Below are 18,597 nucleotides of genomic sequence, written 5' to 3'. Positions count from 1 at the left end.
AACAGGATTGGCACCGGATACCTTTGAATTCGACAATGTTCTTCCTTGTATCGTTTTTCAGTGGTCTTCTGTTCTATGAAGTGGGCGGGGTTGTCGGTTCAATGGGTTTAGAGTCCCTTATTATTCCGATCTTTTTCTATCAAGTCGCTTCCGTGCTTATTAATCAGATCCTCCTGTTTAGCTATCTGAAATACATAGCGAAAGCATCGATCCCGTTCTATAGCAAAGATTTTATATGGGATGGTATTTCTAATCTCATCATGATGCCCATTGCACTTTCTTTTTACTATCTAACCTTTCAAATTGGGGGATATGCTTCCCTCTTAATTGGAGTACCATTCATAAGCCTTGTCATAATCATGAAGCTGTATAATTCTTCAGAAAAAATCAATCTCTATTTACAAAAGGCCGGTGAAATCGGTCACCAGCTCACGGAGAGGCTGAAGGTGAGTGAAGTACTGGATATCTTCATCGAGAAAATCACTTCTACGCTCCCTGTCGAGTATGCGTATATCCTCGATTGCTATGACCCGGATCTGGTTCTGATCCGAAGGGTTGAAAATGGCCGGCGCATGCCGAACGATCTGCCGCATTTGAAAAAAGGCGAGGGCATCAGCGGCAGGGTGTGGGAAAGTGGTGAATCCATGCTCTTCACGTCCAAGAAAGAGTGGGAGGATATCGCTGAAGGCTACATGCCGGAAGAGGTGGAAAGCGTCCTGTGCGTCCCCATCGTAAGGAATCAGAAAGTGAGGGGGATCCTGCTCCTTGCCACATCGAAGAAAAAGGCATATGAAAAAATGCAGCTCATGATCGTGGATATTCTCTGCTCTTATTTCGGTGTGGCCATGGAGAATGCGCGTCACCACGAAATGACCAAGCACAATAGTGAAAGATGTGCCCTGACAGACCTTTACAATTATCGCTATTTCGAAGATCTCCTCGCTCTTGAGTTCAATTATCTGGAGAGCGGACAGCGCCGATGCCTGTCCCTGATCATGCTGGACCTGGATCACTTCAAGGCCATCAATGATACGTATGGACATCAGGGAGGGAATGAAATCCTGAAGGGACTTTCGACCCGTCTTGTTGACATGATCGGTGCCGCCGGGACCGTCGCCCGTTACGGTGGTGAGGAATTCGTGATCCTCCTGCCTGATATCGAGAATAGGCAGGCGCTCCAAGTAGCGGAAAAAGTCCGTCAGCGGATAGCGGACACGCCATTCCTCCTACATGATTCCCTGAATGGCCAGGACAGGAGGAAGATGGTCAGGATCACAGCAAGCATCGGGGTGGCGACGGCGCCGGTTGATGCGGACGATCCCCTCGCACTGATCCGGCACGCAGACCGGGCGCTGTACACAGGGGCTAAGCAGCTCGGAAGGAACCGGGTGGCACAATATGTGAAGTGAAAAGAAACGCGGCTGACCGGCCGCGTTTCTTTTTTTTTACAAGAAAAGAGTTTTTTGATATTTTTTTCATATAAGCCTATTATCATATTCCAAAATACCTATAGATGAGATAGACTAGGATTATATTGGAATCGGATGAATCTTTTTACTTACTTTTAGAGGAGTTGTGAGGAAAGTGGCTTATCTATTAATCGGGATCACCGCCATTATACTGATCCCCATCCTGTATGTGGTTCCCATGGGGTTATCGTTGAAGGGGAAGCATCTTGTCGCTTCAAGTACCTTTCTTCTTGCCATGGTCGGTGCGGCGGCGTCTGCCACCTATCCCCTATGGATGATCCTGCTTATGCTGGTGATGACCCTGTGTCTGATGGCCTATCTCATGGACCAGCGGGTCGCCGGCCTGTTCAGTGCTAGTGCTGTCGTGCCGGCAGGAGACGGGGCCATGGCGGGGATATTGAACGATGTGGAAGCACCGGATAAGACGGCGCCTGTCATACATAGCGTGAAGGAAGAAACGTTTGTGGAAACGGTAACGGATGCCGGGACTGCACCAGCTGTTGAACCCGAACAGCCTGCAGAAGCGGAAGATGACGAAAGCGAATGGTTCGTCGAGTCAGGTCATGAAGGGAGTGATCCAGTTACTTCCGCCGTAAGTGATGAACTGGAACTGGAAGAAGAGGAGATCATGCTTGGTTCATGGTTTGAAACGGTTGAACCGGAAGAGGGTCTGGAAGAAGACCTGGAACGGATGTTTATCCAGCCGCTGGATCAGGAGACTCCCCTTCAAGCCATTCAGGAAGACGAAGCACTCACTCCCTATATGGACGAGCTCTTTGAAGAAGAAGGAAACAGTGAAGAGGGAGAAACCGAGGGGCATCTGCCGGGATTGCTCCACGAGCTCGAGGATCTCTCAAGCGTGGTGACCGAAGAAGGGTCCCGTGTAGAAGAGGAAAAGGCGGCCGATGTTCTTGAAGGCGGTCTGGATGAGGAGGATTTCCTCCTTGACGAAGAAACACTCGAACACATGGCCTCTCAAGAAGGAAAGGGCGATTCTCTGGAGGAGACGGTATCGCGTCCACGCATTGACGGGCCCATCATGAAGACGATGCTTGAGATCATAGCCTTTTCAGAAACGTCCCTACCAAAAGAAGAGTTTCACGAGCTGGTGAATTCTTATCTGCATCCGGCCCTTCATGACCGGGATTATTACACGTTCGCCAAGATCTTGATCGATCATCATCTCTTGCACGCTCAGTATGAGGCGTGCTCAACCTTTATCACAGAAATGGAAGACCGGTTCCATTCCTATGGATACCTGTCTGAAGAACTTACCCATATCAAGCAATATGCCCAAAATCAAATGAACTAGAATAGGAGAATACCAATGAAAAAGAGTACTGAAATCCAATCCCTTCCCATCATCAACATTTCGGATGGTAGTGAAATCGGGAAGGTCCGCTCCCTTGTTGTAAACCCTGAAAAAGGCTCCGTCGACTTCCTTACAGTGGAGCATGAAGACTGGCAGATCAGTGTGAGGGCCATCCCGTTCAAGAAGGTCGTGGGGATCGGGGAATACGCTGTCACCGTGGAACATGAGAATGCCGTCATCGATCTGAATGAAATCCCCATTGCCAATTCCCTTGTGAACAAAAAGATCCGGGTGGCCGATGCCCGCCTCATGACGAGGAAAGGACAGATGATCGGTGAAATCGTCGAGTTCCACGTGGACGATGAGAGCGGAGCGATCCGGACGCTTGAAGTGAAAAGCAAGAGTGACTCATACTATCTCGACTCCCCTCATGTGCTGACGTGGGGAAAGGATATCGTCATCGTAAAGGAAGATGCCGCCGAGTATTTCCGGGAAACGCTCGTGGAAGTAGAAATGGATGACGTTCCGACGCCACAGGAAGCCGTTGCCATGCAGGAAGCAGCTGCCACGCAGGCTGACGGCCTGAAGGACATCGAATCCAGACAAATGGAACTCCTGGTCGGAAGACAGACGGCAGAAGATATATTCAGTCTTGAAGGTGAATTGCTCGTACCTAAGGGTTCGGAGCTGACCCGGGCGGATATCCAATCGGTCAAGGAAGCGGGTCCATCCGTCTTTGTTGAATTGACCATGAATATCCGATAAGGGGGCGCATCAGATGAAAAATCGGCGCCTGATCCAATTGCTTGCACCCATGTTCATCATGACCATGTTATACGTCGGTGTATCGCAGCTTGGTGTTTTCCTCTATGAGAGAATCACGTCGGTTTCGTTCATACAAAACGCAGAAGCGGCATCGGTCGACCTGTCGGGGAAAACAAAGAAGCAGGCCATGAAGCTTCTTGAAACGAAGGTCGAGTCGTGGAAGGGAGAGCAGGAAATCATGCTCTCATTCGATGGCCGGGACGTCCTCCTGGATTCAGGTACCATCGCATTCCATTTCAAGGAATCTATCAGTGCCCTGAAGGAACAGGGGAATTCCCCATTGGCCGTTTCGGTCGATGAAGCCGCTTTGAACGGATACATCGAGGAACGATTCCCTGGTTACCACCTGGATCAATTCCCGGGACTTCAAAAAAAGATTGAGGATGCCACGTCCATGCTGAATGTGGAGGAGACGATCGACTTGGATGATTTCTATGAGGGGGAAGAGAACGTCTTCTACGCAGGGGAGTTAGATGAGATCGAAGTGAGTCCCGGCCTAGCAGCGCTCATTCAAGGCAATCCTGTGATCGACATCCCTGCGAATGCACGATTTTCGTTCTTGGAGTTTCTTGATGCAAGCGGTTCCTCGGTGAGTTCTCCCGATGATCTCGGACCGGTTGTTTCCTTACTATATGAACTGATTCTGCATACGGATCTGGCGGTGGCAGAGCGCAATATCTCCACCGAGCTGCCGCCGTATGCAACACTCGGCCTTGAAGCGAGGGTGAATCCCGTGACAGGACAAGATCTTGTGTTCATGAACGCACGCGATACAGCGTATACCGTGACCTTTTCGCTCCACGACAATACGCTTAAAGGACAGATTTCCGGCATGGCTATGCCGTATGAATACAAGGTGAGGATGACCGGGAAGAAGGAATATCCTCCGCGCGTTGTGAAGCAGTTCAGCGCCTTCATCCCCCAGGGAGTCCTGGCGACCACACAGGAAGGAAAGAAAGGACAGCTGATCTCCGTTTATAGGGATAAGCATTCTTCCGAAGGAGAGGTCATTGACGAAGAGCGGATCAGTGAAGATTTTTATGCACCGGCGAACAGGGTGGAAATCTGGCCGCTCAATGCCGGCGAAGCCGATGTAACCCTGTCTGACGAGAATTCTGAGGAAGCCGGTGAAGATGCATCAGGTGAATCGGACGGGGAGAGCAGCACGGAAGGCATCCGGGAAGATTCCCCCGAGATCGAAGGGGAAACCGCGCCCGCTGTGGATGAAGAAGGCACAACGGATGGGAAGCAAGAAGACGATGGCAACAAAAGGGTAACAACGGATAAGAAGGATTCACCCGATGTGAAAACCGTCCAAAAAAAGAAAGAGGCAGAAAAGTGAAGGAGGGTCATCCATGACGACAACCCGGAAAAGGCTCGGAGATCTTCTTGTGGAAGCGGGGATCATCTCCGAAGAGCAGCTTCAGGAAACGCTTGCCGACAAAGTGAAGGGACAAAAGACGGGAGATGCCCTCCTTCAGAAGGGCTTCATCACGGAGCAGCAACTTATCGAAGTGCTGGAGTTTCAGCTCGGAATCCCGCACGTCAGCCTGTATCGCTACCCGTTCGAGACGAACCTGTTTCACCTGATCCCGAAGGATACGGCCAAAAGGACGCTGATGATCCCGCTGAAGACCGAAGGGGACCGCCTGTTTGTGGCCATGAATGATCCCCTTGATTTCTATGCCATTGAAGACCTGCGCCTGGCGACGGGGTTCAAGATCGAGCCGGCGATCGCAACGAAGGATGATATCCTGAAGGTCATCAATAAATATTATGATCTTGAAGAAGGATTCGAAGAGCTTTTCCGCGAGGAGCAGGTCCAGGTCGATGAGCCGTCCGTGACGGATGCGGAATCGCCCATCGTGCGCCTGGTCAATCAGATCCTCTCGAATGCGGTGACCCAAAAGGCGAGTGATATCCATATCGACCCGCAGGAGACGAAAGTGGCGATCCGCTTCAGGGTCGACGGCATCCTCCGGACAGAGCGGAATCTTCCCAAGCATATGCAGAGCATGCTCCTTGCCCGCCTGAAGATCATGGCAAACCTCGATATCACGGAGTTCAGGGTGCCTCAGGACGGCAGGATGAAGGCAAATATCGATGTTCATCCCATCGATCTCAGGGTTTCCACCCTCCCGACCGTGTACGGGGAAAAAATCGTCCTCCGACTCCTTGATCTCGGCTCGCAGCTCAATGACCTTCAAAAGCTCGGTTTCAATAAGGTGAATCACCAGCGGTTCATGAATATGATCAAGCAGCCGACAGGTATCGTCCTCATCACGGGACCGACGGGGTCGGGGAAATCATCGACGCTCTATGCCGCACTGAATCATCTCAACAGTGAAGAAGTGAATATCATCACCGTCGAAGATCCCGTCGAGTACCAGCTTGAAGGCATCAATCAGATTTCTGTGAACCAACAGGTCGGCCTGACGTTTGCGAAGGGACTCAGGGCCATCCTCCGCCAGGATCCCAATGTGATCATGGTGGGGGAGATCCGAGACAAGGAAACGGTCGAAGTATCGATCCGTGCATCCTTGACGGGGCATCTCGTCCTGAGCACCCTCCATACGAATGATGCAATCTCCACGATCACCCGACTTCTCGACATGGGGGTGGAGCCGTTCCTTGTCGCCTCTTCCCTGAGCGGGGTCGTTGCACAGCGGCTGATCCGCAGGGTGTGCCGCGACTGCAAGCAGGTCGTTCCGGCCACTGCCCGTGAAATCGGGATCTTTGCCAAAAGGGGCATGAAGATCGAGACCATCACCCGTGGAACAGGCTGTTCCTCCTGCAATATGACGGGCTACAAAGGACGGATCGCGATCCATGAGATCCTCGTGATGAATGAAGACATGAAGAAAGTCATCCTGAACGACGAACCGATTTCCAAACTCCGGGAGCTTGCCGTCCGCAACAAGACCATATTCCTTGTGGATGACGGACTCCTGAAGGTGAAACAGGGATTGACGACAACGGAAGAAGTATTACGAGTTTCCATAGCAGAGTAGGTGAAAACATGAAAGAGAAAATAGATGCGCTCCTGAGAAGCGCGTACGAACTCGGGGCCTCAGACATCCATTTGACCGTTGGGGCGCCGCCGGTCTTCCGGATCCACGGGGACCTGAAACGATACGGGAAAGAATCCCTGACCCCTGAGACCACCGAAGGGATGGCCAAAGCGCTGATTGCCCCGAGCATGTACACGGGCTTTGAAGACGCAGGCGAGCTTGACTTTTCCTATGGCATCCCCGGGGTATCCCGGTTCAGGATCAATGCCTTCCGACAGCGCTCCTGCGTGTCCCTGGCCATCCGTGTGATCCCGACGTCGATCCCGACAATGGAGGATCTGTTCCTTCCCCATGCGCTGAAAGGCATCGCCGGACGGCCACAGGGTCTGTTCCTCGTGACGGGACCGACGGGGAGCGGGAAATCGACGACCCTTGCGTCCATCATCGATCATATGAACCGGACGATGAGGAAGCACATCATCACCCTGGAGGACCCGATCGAGTATCTCCATCGGCACGGCAGTTCCATCATCGATCAGCGGGAGGTCGGATTCGATACAGGTTCATTTTCCAGGGGACTGAGGAGCGCCCTGAGGCAGGATCCCGATATCATCCTGGTGGGGGAGATGAGGGATCTCGAAACGATCCATACGGCCATCACGGCCGCGGAGACGGGTCACCTCGTCCTGGCGACCCTTCATACCTCCAGTGCGCCGGCGACGATCGAACGTATCGTGGATGTATTCCCGCCAGAGCAACAGGCCCAGATCCGCGTCCAGCTGGCATCCGTCCTGACGGGCATCCTCTCGCAGCGCCTGTTCCCGACGGTGGACCGGACAGGCCGCCGTGCGGCCACAGAGCTTCTATTGAATAATGCGGCAGTGGCCAACCTCATCCGTTCGGAGAAAGTGCATCAGATCCAAAACGTCATGCAGACGTCGCGGGCTTCGGGCATGCATCTCATGAGCGACAGCGTCCAGGGACTGTATGAGGCCGGGATCGTCTCCAAGGAAATGGCCCTCCCCTATATCCGGGAGGGAGCGTAGATGGCGAGGTTCAAATATACGGGCCGCGACCGCTCGGGTCCGAAGAACGGCGTCGTCACGGCGTCGAACAAGCGGGAGGCCCTCCTGCAGCTGAAAAAGCTCGAGGTGAGGGTGATCGGAATCGATGAGCTTCCGGAGACCCTGTTGACGAAGGATCTGGCCATCGGAAATCCCGTGAAGCTCCGCCACCTCCTCATCTTCCTGAGGCAGTTCGCGACCTTGCTCCAGGCGGGAGTGACCGTGGTGGATGCCACCCATATCCTTTCGCGCCAGACGGAGAGCAAGCCCCTGTCAAGGGCTTTAAGCGAGGTGGAAGAGAACCTCAGGGGTGGGCATCCCCTCTCGGAAGCCCTCGGGAAGCACGGGAGAATCTTTGAGCCCCTTCTCATCAACATGGTGAGGGCGGGGGAGGCGTCGGGAAGCCTCGATGAAACCCTGGACGGACTGGCCACGCACTACGAGAAGCAGCATGCCACGAGACAGAAGATCGTATCGGCGCTTACCTATCCGGCCGTCGTCGCCGTCCTTGCCCTGGGCGTCGTCATCTATCTCCTGACATCCGTCGTCCCGACCTTCGTCGACATGTTCATCGACTTCGGGGGAGAGCTGCCGGCCATCACGAAATTTGTCATCTCCGCCAGCGAATTCATGCAGCGATTCTGGTACATCCTGGTCGGTCTCATATTCCTTCTTATCCTAGGGTTTGCCCTGTTGAGGAAGAATAAGGAAACGAAGTACCATCTCGACTACGTGATCCTCAGGCTGCCCATATTCGGGAAGATGCTCCAAAAAGCCGTCCTTGCCAGGATGACACGGACCCTGAGCTCCCTGTTCTCAAGCTCGGTCCCCATACTCCAGGCACTGTCGATCGTGGAGCGGGTCGTCGAGAATGAAGTGGTGGCAAAGGTCATCTCGCAATCAAGAAGGGCATTGGAGGAAGGGGCGTCCCTCACGGAGCCCATGAAGGCCCACTGGGCATTCCCGCCACTCGTCACGCAGATGATTGCCATCGGCGAAGAGACAGGGGCCCTCGATACGATGCTTGATAAGGTCGCCGACTTCTATGAAAAAGAAGTCGAAAGTGCCACGGACCGTCTGAAATCCTTGATCGAACCACTCATGATTGTCGTACTGGCGGGAGTGGTAGGGACTATTGTCATAGCAATCATGGTTCCGATGTTTGAAATCTTCAACAGTGTGCAAAACTATTAAAAAATACCTAGTAAAATGTAAAAATATATAATTTTATGACAATTTATGTTGTATAATAGTCCTAGATTGTCTGACTGGCAATCCAGAAAAGATCAGGAGGAATTCCCATGTTAAAGAAATTGCGTCAACGTTTGAAAAATGAGCGCGGCCTCACCCTTATCGAGCTTCTCGCCGTCGTCGTCATCCTCGGCATCATCGCAGCCATCGCGATCCCGAGCATCGGCGGCCTCATCGACAACTCGAAGAAAGATGCCCATGTGGCAAATGCGAAGCAGATGGTGAGCTCGGCGAAGTTGGCTGTAGCTGCGGATGAGACATTGAGACCGGTAGAAGGTACACCGAAAACTGTATCTCTACAAAAATTAGAAAATGATGGGTATATTGATACGTTAAAAGATCCTGATGGAGACAGCACGGATACGAATGGTTATAAACGTACCACTTCTTTGGTAACTATTACTGCTGCAGGTACCGATAAATTCACTTATTCAGTTACTTTAATAGGTAACAAACGTAGTGTTACAGGGGCATCAGACGCGTTAAAACGTTCTTCAGTAGCTGAAAACAAATAACATGATCTTCCTACTATTCCTATACGGCCTCATCCTGGGATCCTTCTACAACGTGGTCGGTCTCAGGGTGCCGTTGAAAACGTCCATCGTCACTCCAGGGTCATCATGCCCCTCCTGCGGCCACCGGCTGACGGCCAGGGAATTGATTCCTGTTCTATCGTATATCATTCAAAGGGGGAAGTGCTCTCAGTGCAAAGAGGGCATTTCTCCGCTTTATCCGTTGATGGAATGTGCGACGGGCGCGCTCTTTGCCCTCGCTTATTATCTGTACGGCTGGCAGCCGGAGCTGCTTGTCACCCTCACCCTTGTTTCCCTATTCATGATCATTACGGTCAGCGATCTTGCGTATATGCTCATCCCCGATAAAATCCTCGGATTTTTTGCTCTCATGTTCATACTGGAACGTCTGTTCATCCCCCTGAACTCTTGGTGGGACAGCCTTCTTGGGGCGGCTGCCGGCTTTGCCCTCCTGCTGTTCATCGCCGTCGTCAGCAGGGGAGGGATGGGCGGAGGAGATATCAAGCTCTTTGCCGTCATCGGATTTGTCATCGGCGCCAAGGGGATGCTCCTCGCCTTTTTCCTGGCCACCTTGTTCGGGGCGGTATTCGGGATCATCGGCCTTGCCGCAGGCTTCTATAAGAAGGGTAAGCCCATCGCATTCGGTCCATACATCGTAGTCGGCACCCTGGTGAGCGTGTTTTATGGCCGTCAGGTCCTGCTCTGGTATTCGTCTTTATTCATCTAAAAGGGGTCATCGCCATGCTATCCAATTTGTTCGTGAAGAAGAAAAATCGTATCTCCCTTGTCATCAGCGACGACTGGGTGCGCTATGCAGAGGTTAAAAGCACATCCCCCCTCTATATCCAACGGCACGGGGAGAAGCGCCTTCCCGAGGGAACCATTTCAAACGGCAAGATCCTTGAGCCCGGAGTCCTCCGCTCGTTCATGGAGCAGTGCGTGGAAGAGTGGGGCATTGCCAGGCAACATGTCCAGTTCCTCGTTCCGAACACCCAGATGATCGTCAGGCGTGTGCTGATACCGGCCGATGTGCAGGACGATGAGGTGGAAAGCCATTTGTTCATGGAGCTCGGGACCAGTATCCATCTCCCGTTCGAACATCCTCTTTATGATGCCGTGGTCGCGGGGATGAAGGACGGGAAGAAGGAAGTGATCCTCATTGCCGCCGAAGAAAAGACCGTCCTCGACTATCAGGATCTTCTCGAGCTCTCTTCCCTCAAGCCTGTGGCAGCGGATATCTCTCCCCTTGCCCTGTACCGCTATCTTCATTTGCTTCAGCTGACCGATGGAAACGACCATGAGATGCTCCTTTTCTTCCATGAAGGGGCCATCGCTGTTTCCGTGTTCCATCGGCATCAGCCCGTCTTTTTCCGGAACATTTCCCTAAGCGGGGACAGTGACGTGATGGATCCCATCCAGTCGGATGAAATCTTGAAGGAAGTGGAAAAGGTGATCAGCTTTTACCGCTACACCCTGCACGATGACGGGACGATGATCACGAAGCTGTTCGTGGGCGGGGAGCATATGCTCTCGGAATCCTATCACACCATGCTGGCCGACCGGTTGGAGGTCCCTTCCCTGTACATCGGGAGTGAAGCGAAATCTGCCCATACGGGTGAGCCCGTACCGGCGCGGTTCCTGCTCCCTGTCGGTTTGGGCCTGAAAGAGGTGCGATGATGCTTGTAGATATCAATCTATTACCCCATGATGAACGAAAACAGAGTTCCTGGCTGAAGGCGGTCATCGCCATCGCTGCCCTGGGGCTGGTGCTTATCCTCGCCTTCGTGATTCTTGGATACTACCAGGGAAAGGCTGTGGATACCCTGGCGTCCCAGCTGTCCCAGGAACAGAAGCTCCGCGCACAGAAGGAAGAAAAGATTGCAGAGTTGGAATCGATGGATACATGGGCCAATCTCGATGCGGCCGTCAAGTGGGCTGAGGGATACCCCATGCCCATGCTGCCGGTCCTTGGTGAAGTGGTCGATGCCCTTCCGGAAAGGGGATTTCTCGAGGAATTCACCTATACAGGTGCAGGGGCGCTGGAGCTTGGCATCCAGTTCGACTCGAGCCGGGAGTCAGCCTATTATCTTGAACGGATCTCTTCCACCAAACTTGTGAGCGATGTGAAGCTCCTTGGAGTCGAGACGGAGGCACTGGAAGACGGGGAGGACGCTTCTGACGGAGTGCTGCCCCGTTATTTGGCGCGCTACGCCCTGACCCTTGACCGGGAAGCTGTCAAAGGCACAGCAGATGAAGAGGAGGAGGGAGAATGAAGCTGACACGGAAGGATTGGGGCATCATCACCCTTGCATTTGTATTTTTCGCCCTCCTCGTCTGGGTGGTTTATTGGTTCTTCTATCTTCCCGTTCGCGAGGAAAAAGAGAGGCTCACCACCGAGATCTCCAATGAAGAAAAGCTTACTTCGGTCCTGGATGAAAGGCTGGCAGCCATGGAGGGCGGTTCTTTGGAGACGACCGCAGCCCTTCAGCGGGTGGTCCCGGTCAAACCGATGACGGATCAGCTCCTCATCGATCTCGAGAAAGCCGAAGTCGTATCTGGGGGCTTGATCACCAAGATGGACTTCACTGAATCCCCCATGGAGGCTGCAGGGGAAGGGGAGGCTGTCGAAACACCGGCCGGACTTCAGAAGCTCACCGCCGTTCTCACCCTCGAGGCCGATGATTACTTCATGATCGAGGGCTTCATCAAAGAATTGGAACGGTCCCAGCGGATCGTGGAAATCGAGGAAATCTCCCTGGAAGGTCCAGCGGAATTGAAAAATGTAGAAGATGAGGTGCAGAAAATCGAATACGGCGTCACCTTCTCGACATTTTTCCTCCCTGAGGCGGGAACGGCAGAAGATGATGCGAAAGCGTCAGGGTCCCCGCCTTCCGCCCATAAGAATGATCCATTCCAGCAGTTCCCGAATTCGACTGTAGGAGAGTAAGATGGCAGAAACAGGGGAAACCCACCGTAAATTGGCGAAAACCTCTTAGAACAAGACGACAAAAGTCTTGTTCTTTTTTTATTTGGATATGATAGCATGGAAAAAACTAGATGAGGGAGGGCGGTGATGATGGCGAAAAAGTCCAAGGTTTCGATTAAGATCAATGGTGAAAAAAAGACGTTCGACGAAGATCTTCCCGTGCATGACTGGAAGGGGGCTGAAGAGGAAATCGCCTCCGCTGATGAAAAAGTGGACGAGAAGGATTTTGAATGGATGCTTCCGGATGGCGACTTCCAGCCGCCGAAAGAGTATAAAAAGATCAATTATGTTTCCGGTAAGAATAAAAAACGGAAATCCTTCCGCAATCCTTTCCAGGATTCGATCAATCTCCTCATGTCCCTTGTAGGGGCAATCGTCGTCGGAGCCGTTTTGGGCTTCGGGACGCTGAAGGTGATCACGGCAACGGAAAGCGATGCGGCCCCGGCCGCCCTTCAGGAAAAACCGGTCGTCCAGGAGGAAACCACCTCCTCCAAAGTCGCTGCAGTCGAAGTGGACGGACTCAAAACGGCCATCCTGCAAGGTGGTGTATTTTCCAAGGAGGAAGCGCTGGTCTCCATGAAGGAGACGCTTGCAACAAAGGGGATCCCGGGTGCTCAGATCGAGAAAGACGGACAGTGGATCCTCATCCTCGGGGTTTCGGATGATCTTACGAGTGCACGTGCCCTCGGTAAAGAAGTGAAAAAGCTCGGAGTCGATGTGTATGCAAAGGATTTTGAACTGTCGGCAAAAGGCATCAATGCAACAAAAGGTGAGCAGTCCTTCCTTGAAAAAGGAGGGAGCCTGTTCCAAGAGCTTACCAAGGCAAGCAGCGCTGCTGTCGTTTCGGGTAAGATGGATGCCGAGTCATTGAAGGCGATCGAGTCTGCAGCCAAGGAAGTGGACGGGATCAAGGTGGAGCAGGAGGGCTTTGCTAGTATGAAGAAGGCACTGAAGGATGCTTCTGCCAAAGCAGCCGCGATTTCTTCGGCGGAAGATGCCCGGGAGGTTCAGGGGGAACTGCTGAAATATGTTGAACAGTACGGTGGTCTCTGACCGTTCGACGCGTTGAGACTATTTTCTAGGAAATAATCGGGCATTTCCCTCGGGGAATGCCTTTATTCGTGCTTGTGAACGGTGAGGGGTTTTGGTAGTATAATCTTGTATCTCCCAAACTGTCACTGAAAGGAATTGGTATGTGTGTCAAGCCTCATTCTCGCTTCTCAATCTCCCCGCCGAAAAGAACTCCTCAAACAGATCCAACTCTCCTTCACCACCCAAAGTCCACAAGTGGAAGAAACGTTTGAAGAAGGCATGATGCCAGGTGATGTGGTCATGTATCTCGCTGATAAAAAGGCGGCAGCCGTATCGGGGGAGCATCCGGATTCCTATGTGATCGGCTCTGATACCGTCGTGACCAAAGACGGGAAGATCCTGGGGAAACCGAAGGACGAAGACGATGCCCGTGCCATGCTGACGGAGCTGTCCGGCTCCGTGCATGATGTCTATACGGGCGTATCCATCCACCACGGCCGTGAAGTCAACCGTTTTTATGAAAGAACCACCGTCACATTCTGGGAGCTGTCCCCAAGTGAGATCGACGGATACATTGCTTCCGGTGAGCCCTTCGACAAAGCCGGGGCCTACGGGATCCAGGGGATCGGCGCCAAGTTTGTCAAAGGGATCGAAGGGGATTATTATGCCGTCGTCGGCCTCCCCGTCTCGAGGGTGAACAGGACCCTCATGGATATGGGCTATCGAGCTTGAGGCCGTCTCCTTATTAAAAGGAGGAAAACATGGTCAAAGTTGAATCCACCCCATCCCTCATGATCCGTGACTACCCGCAGGATGAGCGCCCGAGGGAGCGACTCATCCAGAGCGGACCTGCAAGCCTGTCCAATCAGGAAATCATCGCGATCCTCCTTAGGACGGGGACGAAATCCGAATCCGTCCTTCAGGTATCGAACCGCCTTCTTGCCTCATTCGAGGGCCTCAATCTATTGAAGGATGCCTCCCTTGAAGAAATCACTTCCATCAACGGCATCGGCCTCGCCAAAGCCGTCCAGATCATGGCCGCCGTCGAACTCGGCCGGCGCATCAGCAACCTTGGATTCGATGATCGCTACAGCATCCGGTCCCCGGAAGACGGGGCGAATTATGTGATGAATGATATGCGGTTCCTCTCTCAGGAACACTTCGTTTGCCTCTACCTTAACACCAAGAATCAGGTCCTCCACAAGCAGACCATCTTCATCGGCAGCCTGAATGCCTCCATCGTACACCCGCGGGAAGTCTTCAAAGAAGCCTTTCGCCGCTCCGCCGCTTCCATCATATGCATCCACAATCATCCTTCAGGAGATCCCACCCCCAGCAGGGAGGATATCGAGGTCACCAAGCGGCTGGTGGAATGCGGTCGCATCATCGGAATAGACGTCCTCGACCACCTCATCATTGGCGAGAAAAAATTCATCAGTTTAAAGGAAAAAGGGTATTTATGACACTAGGATTTTTTCTCCAGTTGCGGTATAATAAAGCTTATGATTTTTGCAAACAATGTAAGCATGCTTTTTAAACGTAACGGATGAGGAATCAAGAGTCATTCACACCAGAATGAGTCTTTTCGTTATGCATGAACGAATGAACCTTGTGAAAATTCAACGTGTAGAGAGTCGGACAGCTCTCTTTATAAAAACACATACATGCCAATTGGAATCAGCAGTAGAAAGGGAGATACCGGAAATGTTTGGATCAAAGGATTTAGGAATCGATTTAGGAACCGCCAACACACTCGTCTATGTAAAAGGAAAAGGAATTGTCGTGAGGGAGCCGTCAGTAGTGGCCCTTCAAACGGATTCAAAACAGATCGTCGCAGTCGGGAATGACGCCAAGAACATGATCGGACGTACACCTGGTAACGTCGTGGCGCTCCGCCCGATGAAGGACGGTGTCATCGCAGATTACGAAACGACTGCCACCATGATGAAATATTACATCAAACAAGCGAACAAGAATAAGAGTGCGTTCTCTCGTAAGCCTTATGTGATGGTGTGTGTCCCTTCAGGCATCACAGGTGTGGAAGAGCGTGCGGTCATCGATGCGACGCGCCAAGCGGGAGCAAGGGATGCTTACACGATCGAAGAACCGTTCGCAGCCGCCATCGGTGCCAACCTGCCTGTATGGGAACCGACGGGAAGCATGGTCGTCGATATTGGTGGAGGTACGACGGAAGTGGCCATCATTTCCCTCGGCGGTATCGTGACGAGCCAGTCGATCCGCGTAGCCGGGGATGAAATGGATGATGCGATCATCAACTATATCCGCAAAACGTACAACCTCATGATCGGGGATCGTACAGCTGAAACGATCAAAGTGGAAGTGGGATCAGCCGGAGCAACGGACGGTGTCGAAACTATGGAAATCCGCGGTCGCGACCTATTGACCGGACTGCCGAAAACGCTTGAGATCTCTGCTGAAGAAATCGGGGCGGCCCTGCGTGATACGGTCTATACGATCGTCGATGCCGTGAAGAGCACATTGGAAAAAACGCCTCCTGAGCTTGCGGCCGATATCATGGACCGCGGAATCGTCCTTACCGGTGGGGGAGCGCTTCTCCGCAACCTGGACAAGGTCATCAGCGAAGAAACGAAGATGCCTGTATTGATCGCCGAAGAGCCCCTTGACTGCGTGGCCATCGGGACGGGTAAAGCCCTTGATCATATCCATTTATTCAAAGGAAACAATAAATAAGTTTGTCTTGAAGAGGGGACGTTCTCCAATGGGTTGCTGCCATTGGACCGGCCCCATCTTTTTTATCCATAACAGCGAATATTTTGCTGAATAATATCAATCCCTAGCGAAATTTGGTATAGTTAAATAGAATTTGATAATGATTGAGGTGTACGTCATGCCACAATTCTTCCTGAATAAACGATTGATCATCCTATTGGTGAGCGTCATCGTTTTAGTCGGGCTGATCGGGTTTTCCCTCCGTGAGCGGGACAACATCAGCTGGCCGGAGCAGTTTGGTAAAGATATGGTAGGATTCGGACAGTCACTGGTTTCAAAGCCCGTGAACTATGTCGGCGGAGTATTTGATAACCTGAAGGATCTTCAAAATACATACAAAGAAAACGAAAAACTGAAAACTCGTTTGGACGAGCTCGTGAAGCTTGAAACGCAGGTGAGGGACCTCAAGCAGGATAATGATGAGCTGAGGGACGTCCTCGATAAGAAAGAGAGTCTGACAGATTACAATCCGATCCAGGCGACAGTCATCGCCCGGAACCCCGATCGCTGGCAGGAACTCCTGACCATCGACAAAGGAGAAGTGAACGGCATCAAATCCGATATGGCCGTCATTTCTTCCAAGGGACTCATCGGTAAAGTGAAAAGCGTAAACAAATTTTCATCCACGATTGAGTTGATCTCCACCAATAACACGAAAAACCGCATCTCCACCATCGTGCAAGGAGAAAAGCAAGACGTGAACGGATGGATCGAAGGGTACGATGCGGAGAAAAAGCAGATCCTCATCAAGAAGATCGTCAACGATGTGAAGGTTGAGAAAGGGTCCAAGGTCATTACATCCGGACTCGGAGGCGTGTTCCCGAAAGGCCTCGTCGTCGGCGAGGTGACAGACGTGCAGCCGGATCAGTATGGACTGACCCAGACGGCGTATGTGAAGCCGTCGGCAGACTTCTATCACCTCGAGCACGTCATGGTCATCGACCGCGATATGCCGCCTCCTGAAGATGACGGCGAAGACGAGGGTGACGGACAATGATCGGGCGTTTCATCCTTCCTCTCATCACCCTTTTGGTGTTTTATGGTGAGAGCCTTTTCGTCCACCTCTTCCAGACGGAATCGTGGTTCGGGGACAAGGTCATTGTCCCCCATTTCCTCGTCATCACCCTGATTTTGATCTGTGCCTTCTACCGGTACCGTACGGCCCTGTTGTTCGCGTTCATCTTCGGATTCTTTTTTGATATCTATTACACGGAGATCAACGGAATCTATTTGATTTTGTTCCCGTTCATGGTCGTCCTGACCCAGCAGATGATGAAGGTGCTGCACAACAATATCATCGTCCTTGGGATCATCGCTTTGGTAAATCTATCGATCCTCGAAGTGATCGTCTATTATATTTATGTAATCCTCAAGCGGACGAATCTGACGTTCATGGAATTTGTCGACTGGAGATTATGGCCGACGCTTGTTCTGAACGTGGTCTTCTATCTGATCGTATCGATTCCATTCAAACATTATTTAGTATCCAGAAGAAAAGCTTGGTTGGGCGAATAAAGTCTGCCAGGCTTTCTCTTCCCTAGAGGTCCGTTCTTCCCTGTTCCTCCTGCCCCTCCGTTATAGGCGGCAGGGGCGAAATTGTTTCAAATCTGTACCTTCCAAAAAGGAATCAGCACTGCTTATGTCGAATTATATGACGACTGAGGTGAAAAATGACGCCATGAACATGAATAAAAGGCCGAATGTTGTGATTAAAGGAACGAAAGAGGGGCTTACCCTCCATTTGAACGATCAATGCTCGTTTCACGAGCTGAAGGCGGAGCTTGCCGAAAAGCTGTCAGCCCATCACCGTGAAACCGAAGGCCATACCCTGGCCGTGCATATCCAGACGGGGAACCGCTACGTGACCGATGAGCAGTCCGAGGAGCTCAAGGACATCGTCAGACAAAAGCGGAATCTTGTGGTCAACGGGCTCTCGAGCAATGTCGTGACCAAGGATGAAGCGGAGAGACTCGTGGATGAACGGAATATCGAGACCATGACCGGTGTTGTGCGATCGGGTCAGGTGATTGAAGTATCCGGGGATATTCTTGTCGTCGGTGATGTCAATCCTGGCGGGAAGATCCACGCCGGCGGGAATATATACATATTGGGCACACTTAAGGGGATTGCCCATGCCGGCATCAATGGCAGGAAGGATGCCGTGATCGTCGCATCGAGGATGCTCCCTTCGCAGCTCCGGATCGCAGATGCCCTGAACCGGGCGCCGGACCGGATGGAGGAAGACGAAGAGCATGATATGGAGTGTGCATTCGTGGATGCCGAGGGGCAGATCGTCGTCGATCGCCTCCAGGTATTGAGGCATCTGCGACCAAATATTACGAGTTTCAAAGGAGGACGCTAAT

Annotated in this window: 19 protein-coding genes; all 19 read left to right on the top strand. The window is 52.1% G+C overall.

From position 1 onward, the window contains the following. The first annotated feature begins 23 nt into the window (after positions 1 to 23). Positions 24 to 1,409 (top strand): sensor domain-containing diguanylate cyclase, encoded by a 1,386-nt coding sequence (locus D5E69_RS15830; protein ID WP_231578733.1) that lies wholly within the window; start codon positions 24 to 26, stop codon positions 1,407 to 1,409. Positions 1,410 to 1,584: 175 nt separating this feature from the next. After that, on the top strand, positions 1,585 to 2,781 hold the full coding sequence (locus tag D5E69_RS15825; protein WP_159129903.1) for a hypothetical protein: 1,197 nt from the start codon (positions 1,585 to 1,587) through the stop codon (positions 2,779 to 2,781). Between the two features lie 15 nt (positions 2,782 to 2,796). After that, on the top strand, positions 2,797 to 3,546 hold the full coding sequence (locus D5E69_RS15820) for a PRC-barrel domain-containing protein (protein WP_048006250.1): 750 nt from the start codon (positions 2,797 to 2,799) through the stop codon (positions 3,544 to 3,546). 13 nt (positions 3,547 to 3,559) lie between these two features. Then, on the top strand, positions 3,560 to 4,948 hold the full coding sequence (locus tag D5E69_RS15815) for a VanW family protein (RefSeq protein ID WP_159129902.1): 1,389 nt from the start codon (positions 3,560 to 3,562) through the stop codon (positions 4,946 to 4,948). Positions 4,949 to 4,961: 13 nt separating this feature from the next. Continuing rightward, positions 4,962 to 6,617, top strand: coding sequence for a GspE/PulE family protein (locus tag D5E69_RS15810; protein ID WP_048006248.1), 1,656 nt, complete (start codon positions 4,962 to 4,964; stop codon positions 6,615 to 6,617). Between the two features lie 8 nt (positions 6,618 to 6,625). Next, complete coding sequence (locus tag D5E69_RS15805) at positions 6,626 to 7,663, top strand: type IV pilus twitching motility protein PilT (protein ID WP_048006247.1); 1,038 nt, start codon at positions 6,626 to 6,628, stop codon at positions 7,661 to 7,663. Then, positions 7,664 to 8,875 carry a type II secretion system F family protein gene (locus D5E69_RS15800; RefSeq protein ID WP_048012645.1) on the top strand — a complete coding sequence of 404 codons (1,212 nt, stop codon included), beginning with the start codon at positions 7,664 to 7,666 and terminating at the stop codon, positions 8,873 to 8,875. A gap of 107 nt (positions 8,876 to 8,982) precedes the next feature. Beyond that, the gene (locus D5E69_RS15795) at positions 8,983 to 9,447 is read left to right on the top strand and encodes a type II secretion system protein (RefSeq protein ID WP_159129901.1); all 465 of its coding nucleotides are present in this window, start codon (positions 8,983 to 8,985) and stop codon (positions 9,445 to 9,447) included. A gap of 1 nt (position 9,448) precedes the next feature. After that, the gene (locus D5E69_RS15790; RefSeq protein WP_159129900.1) at positions 9,449 to 10,192 is read left to right on the top strand and encodes a prepilin peptidase; all 744 of its coding nucleotides are present in this window, start codon (positions 9,449 to 9,451) and stop codon (positions 10,190 to 10,192) included. Positions 10,193 to 10,206: 14 nt separating this feature from the next. Then, a complete protein-coding gene (gene pilM / locus D5E69_RS15785) occupies positions 10,207 to 11,142 on the top strand; it encodes a type IV pilus biogenesis protein PilM (RefSeq protein ID WP_048014811.1) in 936 nt (311 codons plus the stop codon). Beyond that, positions 11,139 to 11,738: a PilN domain-containing protein gene (locus D5E69_RS15780; RefSeq protein WP_156183306.1), complete on the top strand. Its 600-nt coding sequence runs from the start codon at positions 11,139 to 11,141 to the stop codon at positions 11,736 to 11,738. Before pilM ends, D5E69_RS15780 begins: the two co-directional genes overlap by 4 nt. Further along, positions 11,735 to 12,412 carry a LapA family protein gene (locus D5E69_RS15775; RefSeq protein WP_048012643.1) on the top strand — a complete coding sequence of 226 codons (678 nt, stop codon included), beginning with the start codon at positions 11,735 to 11,737 and terminating at the stop codon, positions 12,410 to 12,412. The genes D5E69_RS15780 and D5E69_RS15775 overlap by 4 nt, the downstream gene beginning before the upstream one ends. Positions 12,413 to 12,538: 126 nt before the next feature. Then, the gene (locus D5E69_RS15770; protein WP_048006240.1) at positions 12,539 to 13,504 is read left to right on the top strand and encodes a hypothetical protein; all 966 of its coding nucleotides are present in this window, start codon (positions 12,539 to 12,541) and stop codon (positions 13,502 to 13,504) included. A 144-nt stretch (positions 13,505 to 13,648) separates the two neighbouring features. Then, complete coding sequence (locus D5E69_RS15765; protein WP_048006239.1) at positions 13,649 to 14,215, top strand: Maf family protein; 567 nt, start codon at positions 13,649 to 13,651, stop codon at positions 14,213 to 14,215. A gap of 29 nt (positions 14,216 to 14,244) precedes the next feature. Continuing rightward, positions 14,245 to 14,946 carry a RadC family protein gene (gene radC, locus D5E69_RS15760; RefSeq protein WP_048006238.1) on the top strand — a complete coding sequence of 234 codons (702 nt, stop codon included), beginning with the start codon at positions 14,245 to 14,247 and terminating at the stop codon, positions 14,944 to 14,946. A gap of 241 nt (positions 14,947 to 15,187) precedes the next feature. Beyond that, positions 15,188 to 16,195 (top strand): rod shape-determining protein, encoded by a 1,008-nt coding sequence (locus tag D5E69_RS15755; protein ID WP_048006237.1) that lies wholly within the window; start codon positions 15,188 to 15,190, stop codon positions 16,193 to 16,195. Between the two features lie 157 nt (positions 16,196 to 16,352). Further along, positions 16,353 to 17,231, top strand: a complete 879-nt coding sequence (mreC, locus tag D5E69_RS15750) for a rod shape-determining protein MreC (protein WP_048006236.1) — start codon at positions 16,353 to 16,355, stop codon at positions 17,229 to 17,231. Next, entirely contained in the window at positions 17,228 to 17,749 is a 522-nt protein-coding gene (gene mreD, locus D5E69_RS15745) for a rod shape-determining protein MreD (RefSeq protein ID WP_048006235.1), read from the top strand. Before mreC ends, mreD begins: the two co-directional genes overlap by 4 nt. A gap of 169 nt (positions 17,750 to 17,918) precedes the next feature. Then, on the top strand, positions 17,919 to 18,596 hold the full coding sequence (minC, locus tag D5E69_RS15740) for a septum site-determining protein MinC (RefSeq protein WP_048006437.1): 678 nt from the start codon (positions 17,919 to 17,921) through the stop codon (positions 18,594 to 18,596). The last annotated feature ends 1 nt before the right edge of the window (position 18,597 follow it).

This window comes from Rossellomorea marisflavi, from assembly GCF_009806575.1.
Lineage (GTDB): Bacteria > Bacillota > Bacilli > Bacillales > Bacillaceae_B > Rossellomorea > Rossellomorea marisflavi_A.
Note: the sequence above shows the minus strand (reverse complement) of the source record. Positions and strands in the feature narration are given on the sequence as shown.

Coding starts and splice junctions, on each gene's coding strand:
- D5E69_RS15820 (WP_048006250.1), top strand. CDS start 2,797: ATGAAAAAGAGTACTGAAATCCAATCCCTTCCCATCATCAACATTTCG.
- D5E69_RS15815 (WP_159129902.1), top strand. CDS start 3,560: ATGAAAAATCGGCGCCTGATCCAATTGCTTGCACCCATGTTCATCATG.
- D5E69_RS15810 (WP_048006248.1), top strand. CDS start 4,962: ATGACGACAACCCGGAAAAGGCTCGGAGATCTTCTTGTGGAAGCGGGG.
- D5E69_RS15805 (WP_048006247.1), top strand. CDS start 6,626: ATGAAAGAGAAAATAGATGCGCTCCTGAGAAGCGCGTACGAACTCGGG.
- D5E69_RS15800 (WP_048012645.1), top strand. CDS start 7,664: ATGGCGAGGTTCAAATATACGGGCCGCGACCGCTCGGGTCCGAAGAAC.
- D5E69_RS15795 (WP_159129901.1), top strand. CDS start 8,983: ATGTTAAAGAAATTGCGTCAACGTTTGAAAAATGAGCGCGGCCTCACC.
- D5E69_RS15790 (WP_159129900.1), top strand. CDS start 9,449: ATGATCTTCCTACTATTCCTATACGGCCTCATCCTGGGATCCTTCTAC.
- pilM (WP_048014811.1), top strand. CDS start 10,207: ATGCTATCCAATTTGTTCGTGAAGAAGAAAAATCGTATCTCCCTTGTC.
- D5E69_RS15780 (WP_156183306.1), top strand. CDS start 11,139: ATGATGCTTGTAGATATCAATCTATTACCCCATGATGAACGAAAACAG.
- D5E69_RS15775 (WP_048012643.1), top strand. CDS start 11,735: ATGAAGCTGACACGGAAGGATTGGGGCATCATCACCCTTGCATTTGTA.
- D5E69_RS15770 (WP_048006240.1), top strand. CDS start 12,539: ATGATGGCGAAAAAGTCCAAGGTTTCGATTAAGATCAATGGTGAAAAA.
- radC (WP_048006238.1), top strand. CDS start 14,245: ATGGTCAAAGTTGAATCCACCCCATCCCTCATGATCCGTGACTACCCG.
- D5E69_RS15755 (WP_048006237.1), top strand. CDS start 15,188: ATGTTTGGATCAAAGGATTTAGGAATCGATTTAGGAACCGCCAACACA.
- mreC (WP_048006236.1), top strand. CDS start 16,353: ATGCCACAATTCTTCCTGAATAAACGATTGATCATCCTATTGGTGAGC.
- mreD (WP_048006235.1), top strand. CDS start 17,228: ATGATCGGGCGTTTCATCCTTCCTCTCATCACCCTTTTGGTGTTTTAT.
- minC (WP_048006437.1), top strand. CDS start 17,919: ATGAATAAAAGGCCGAATGTTGTGATTAAAGGAACGAAAGAGGGGCTT.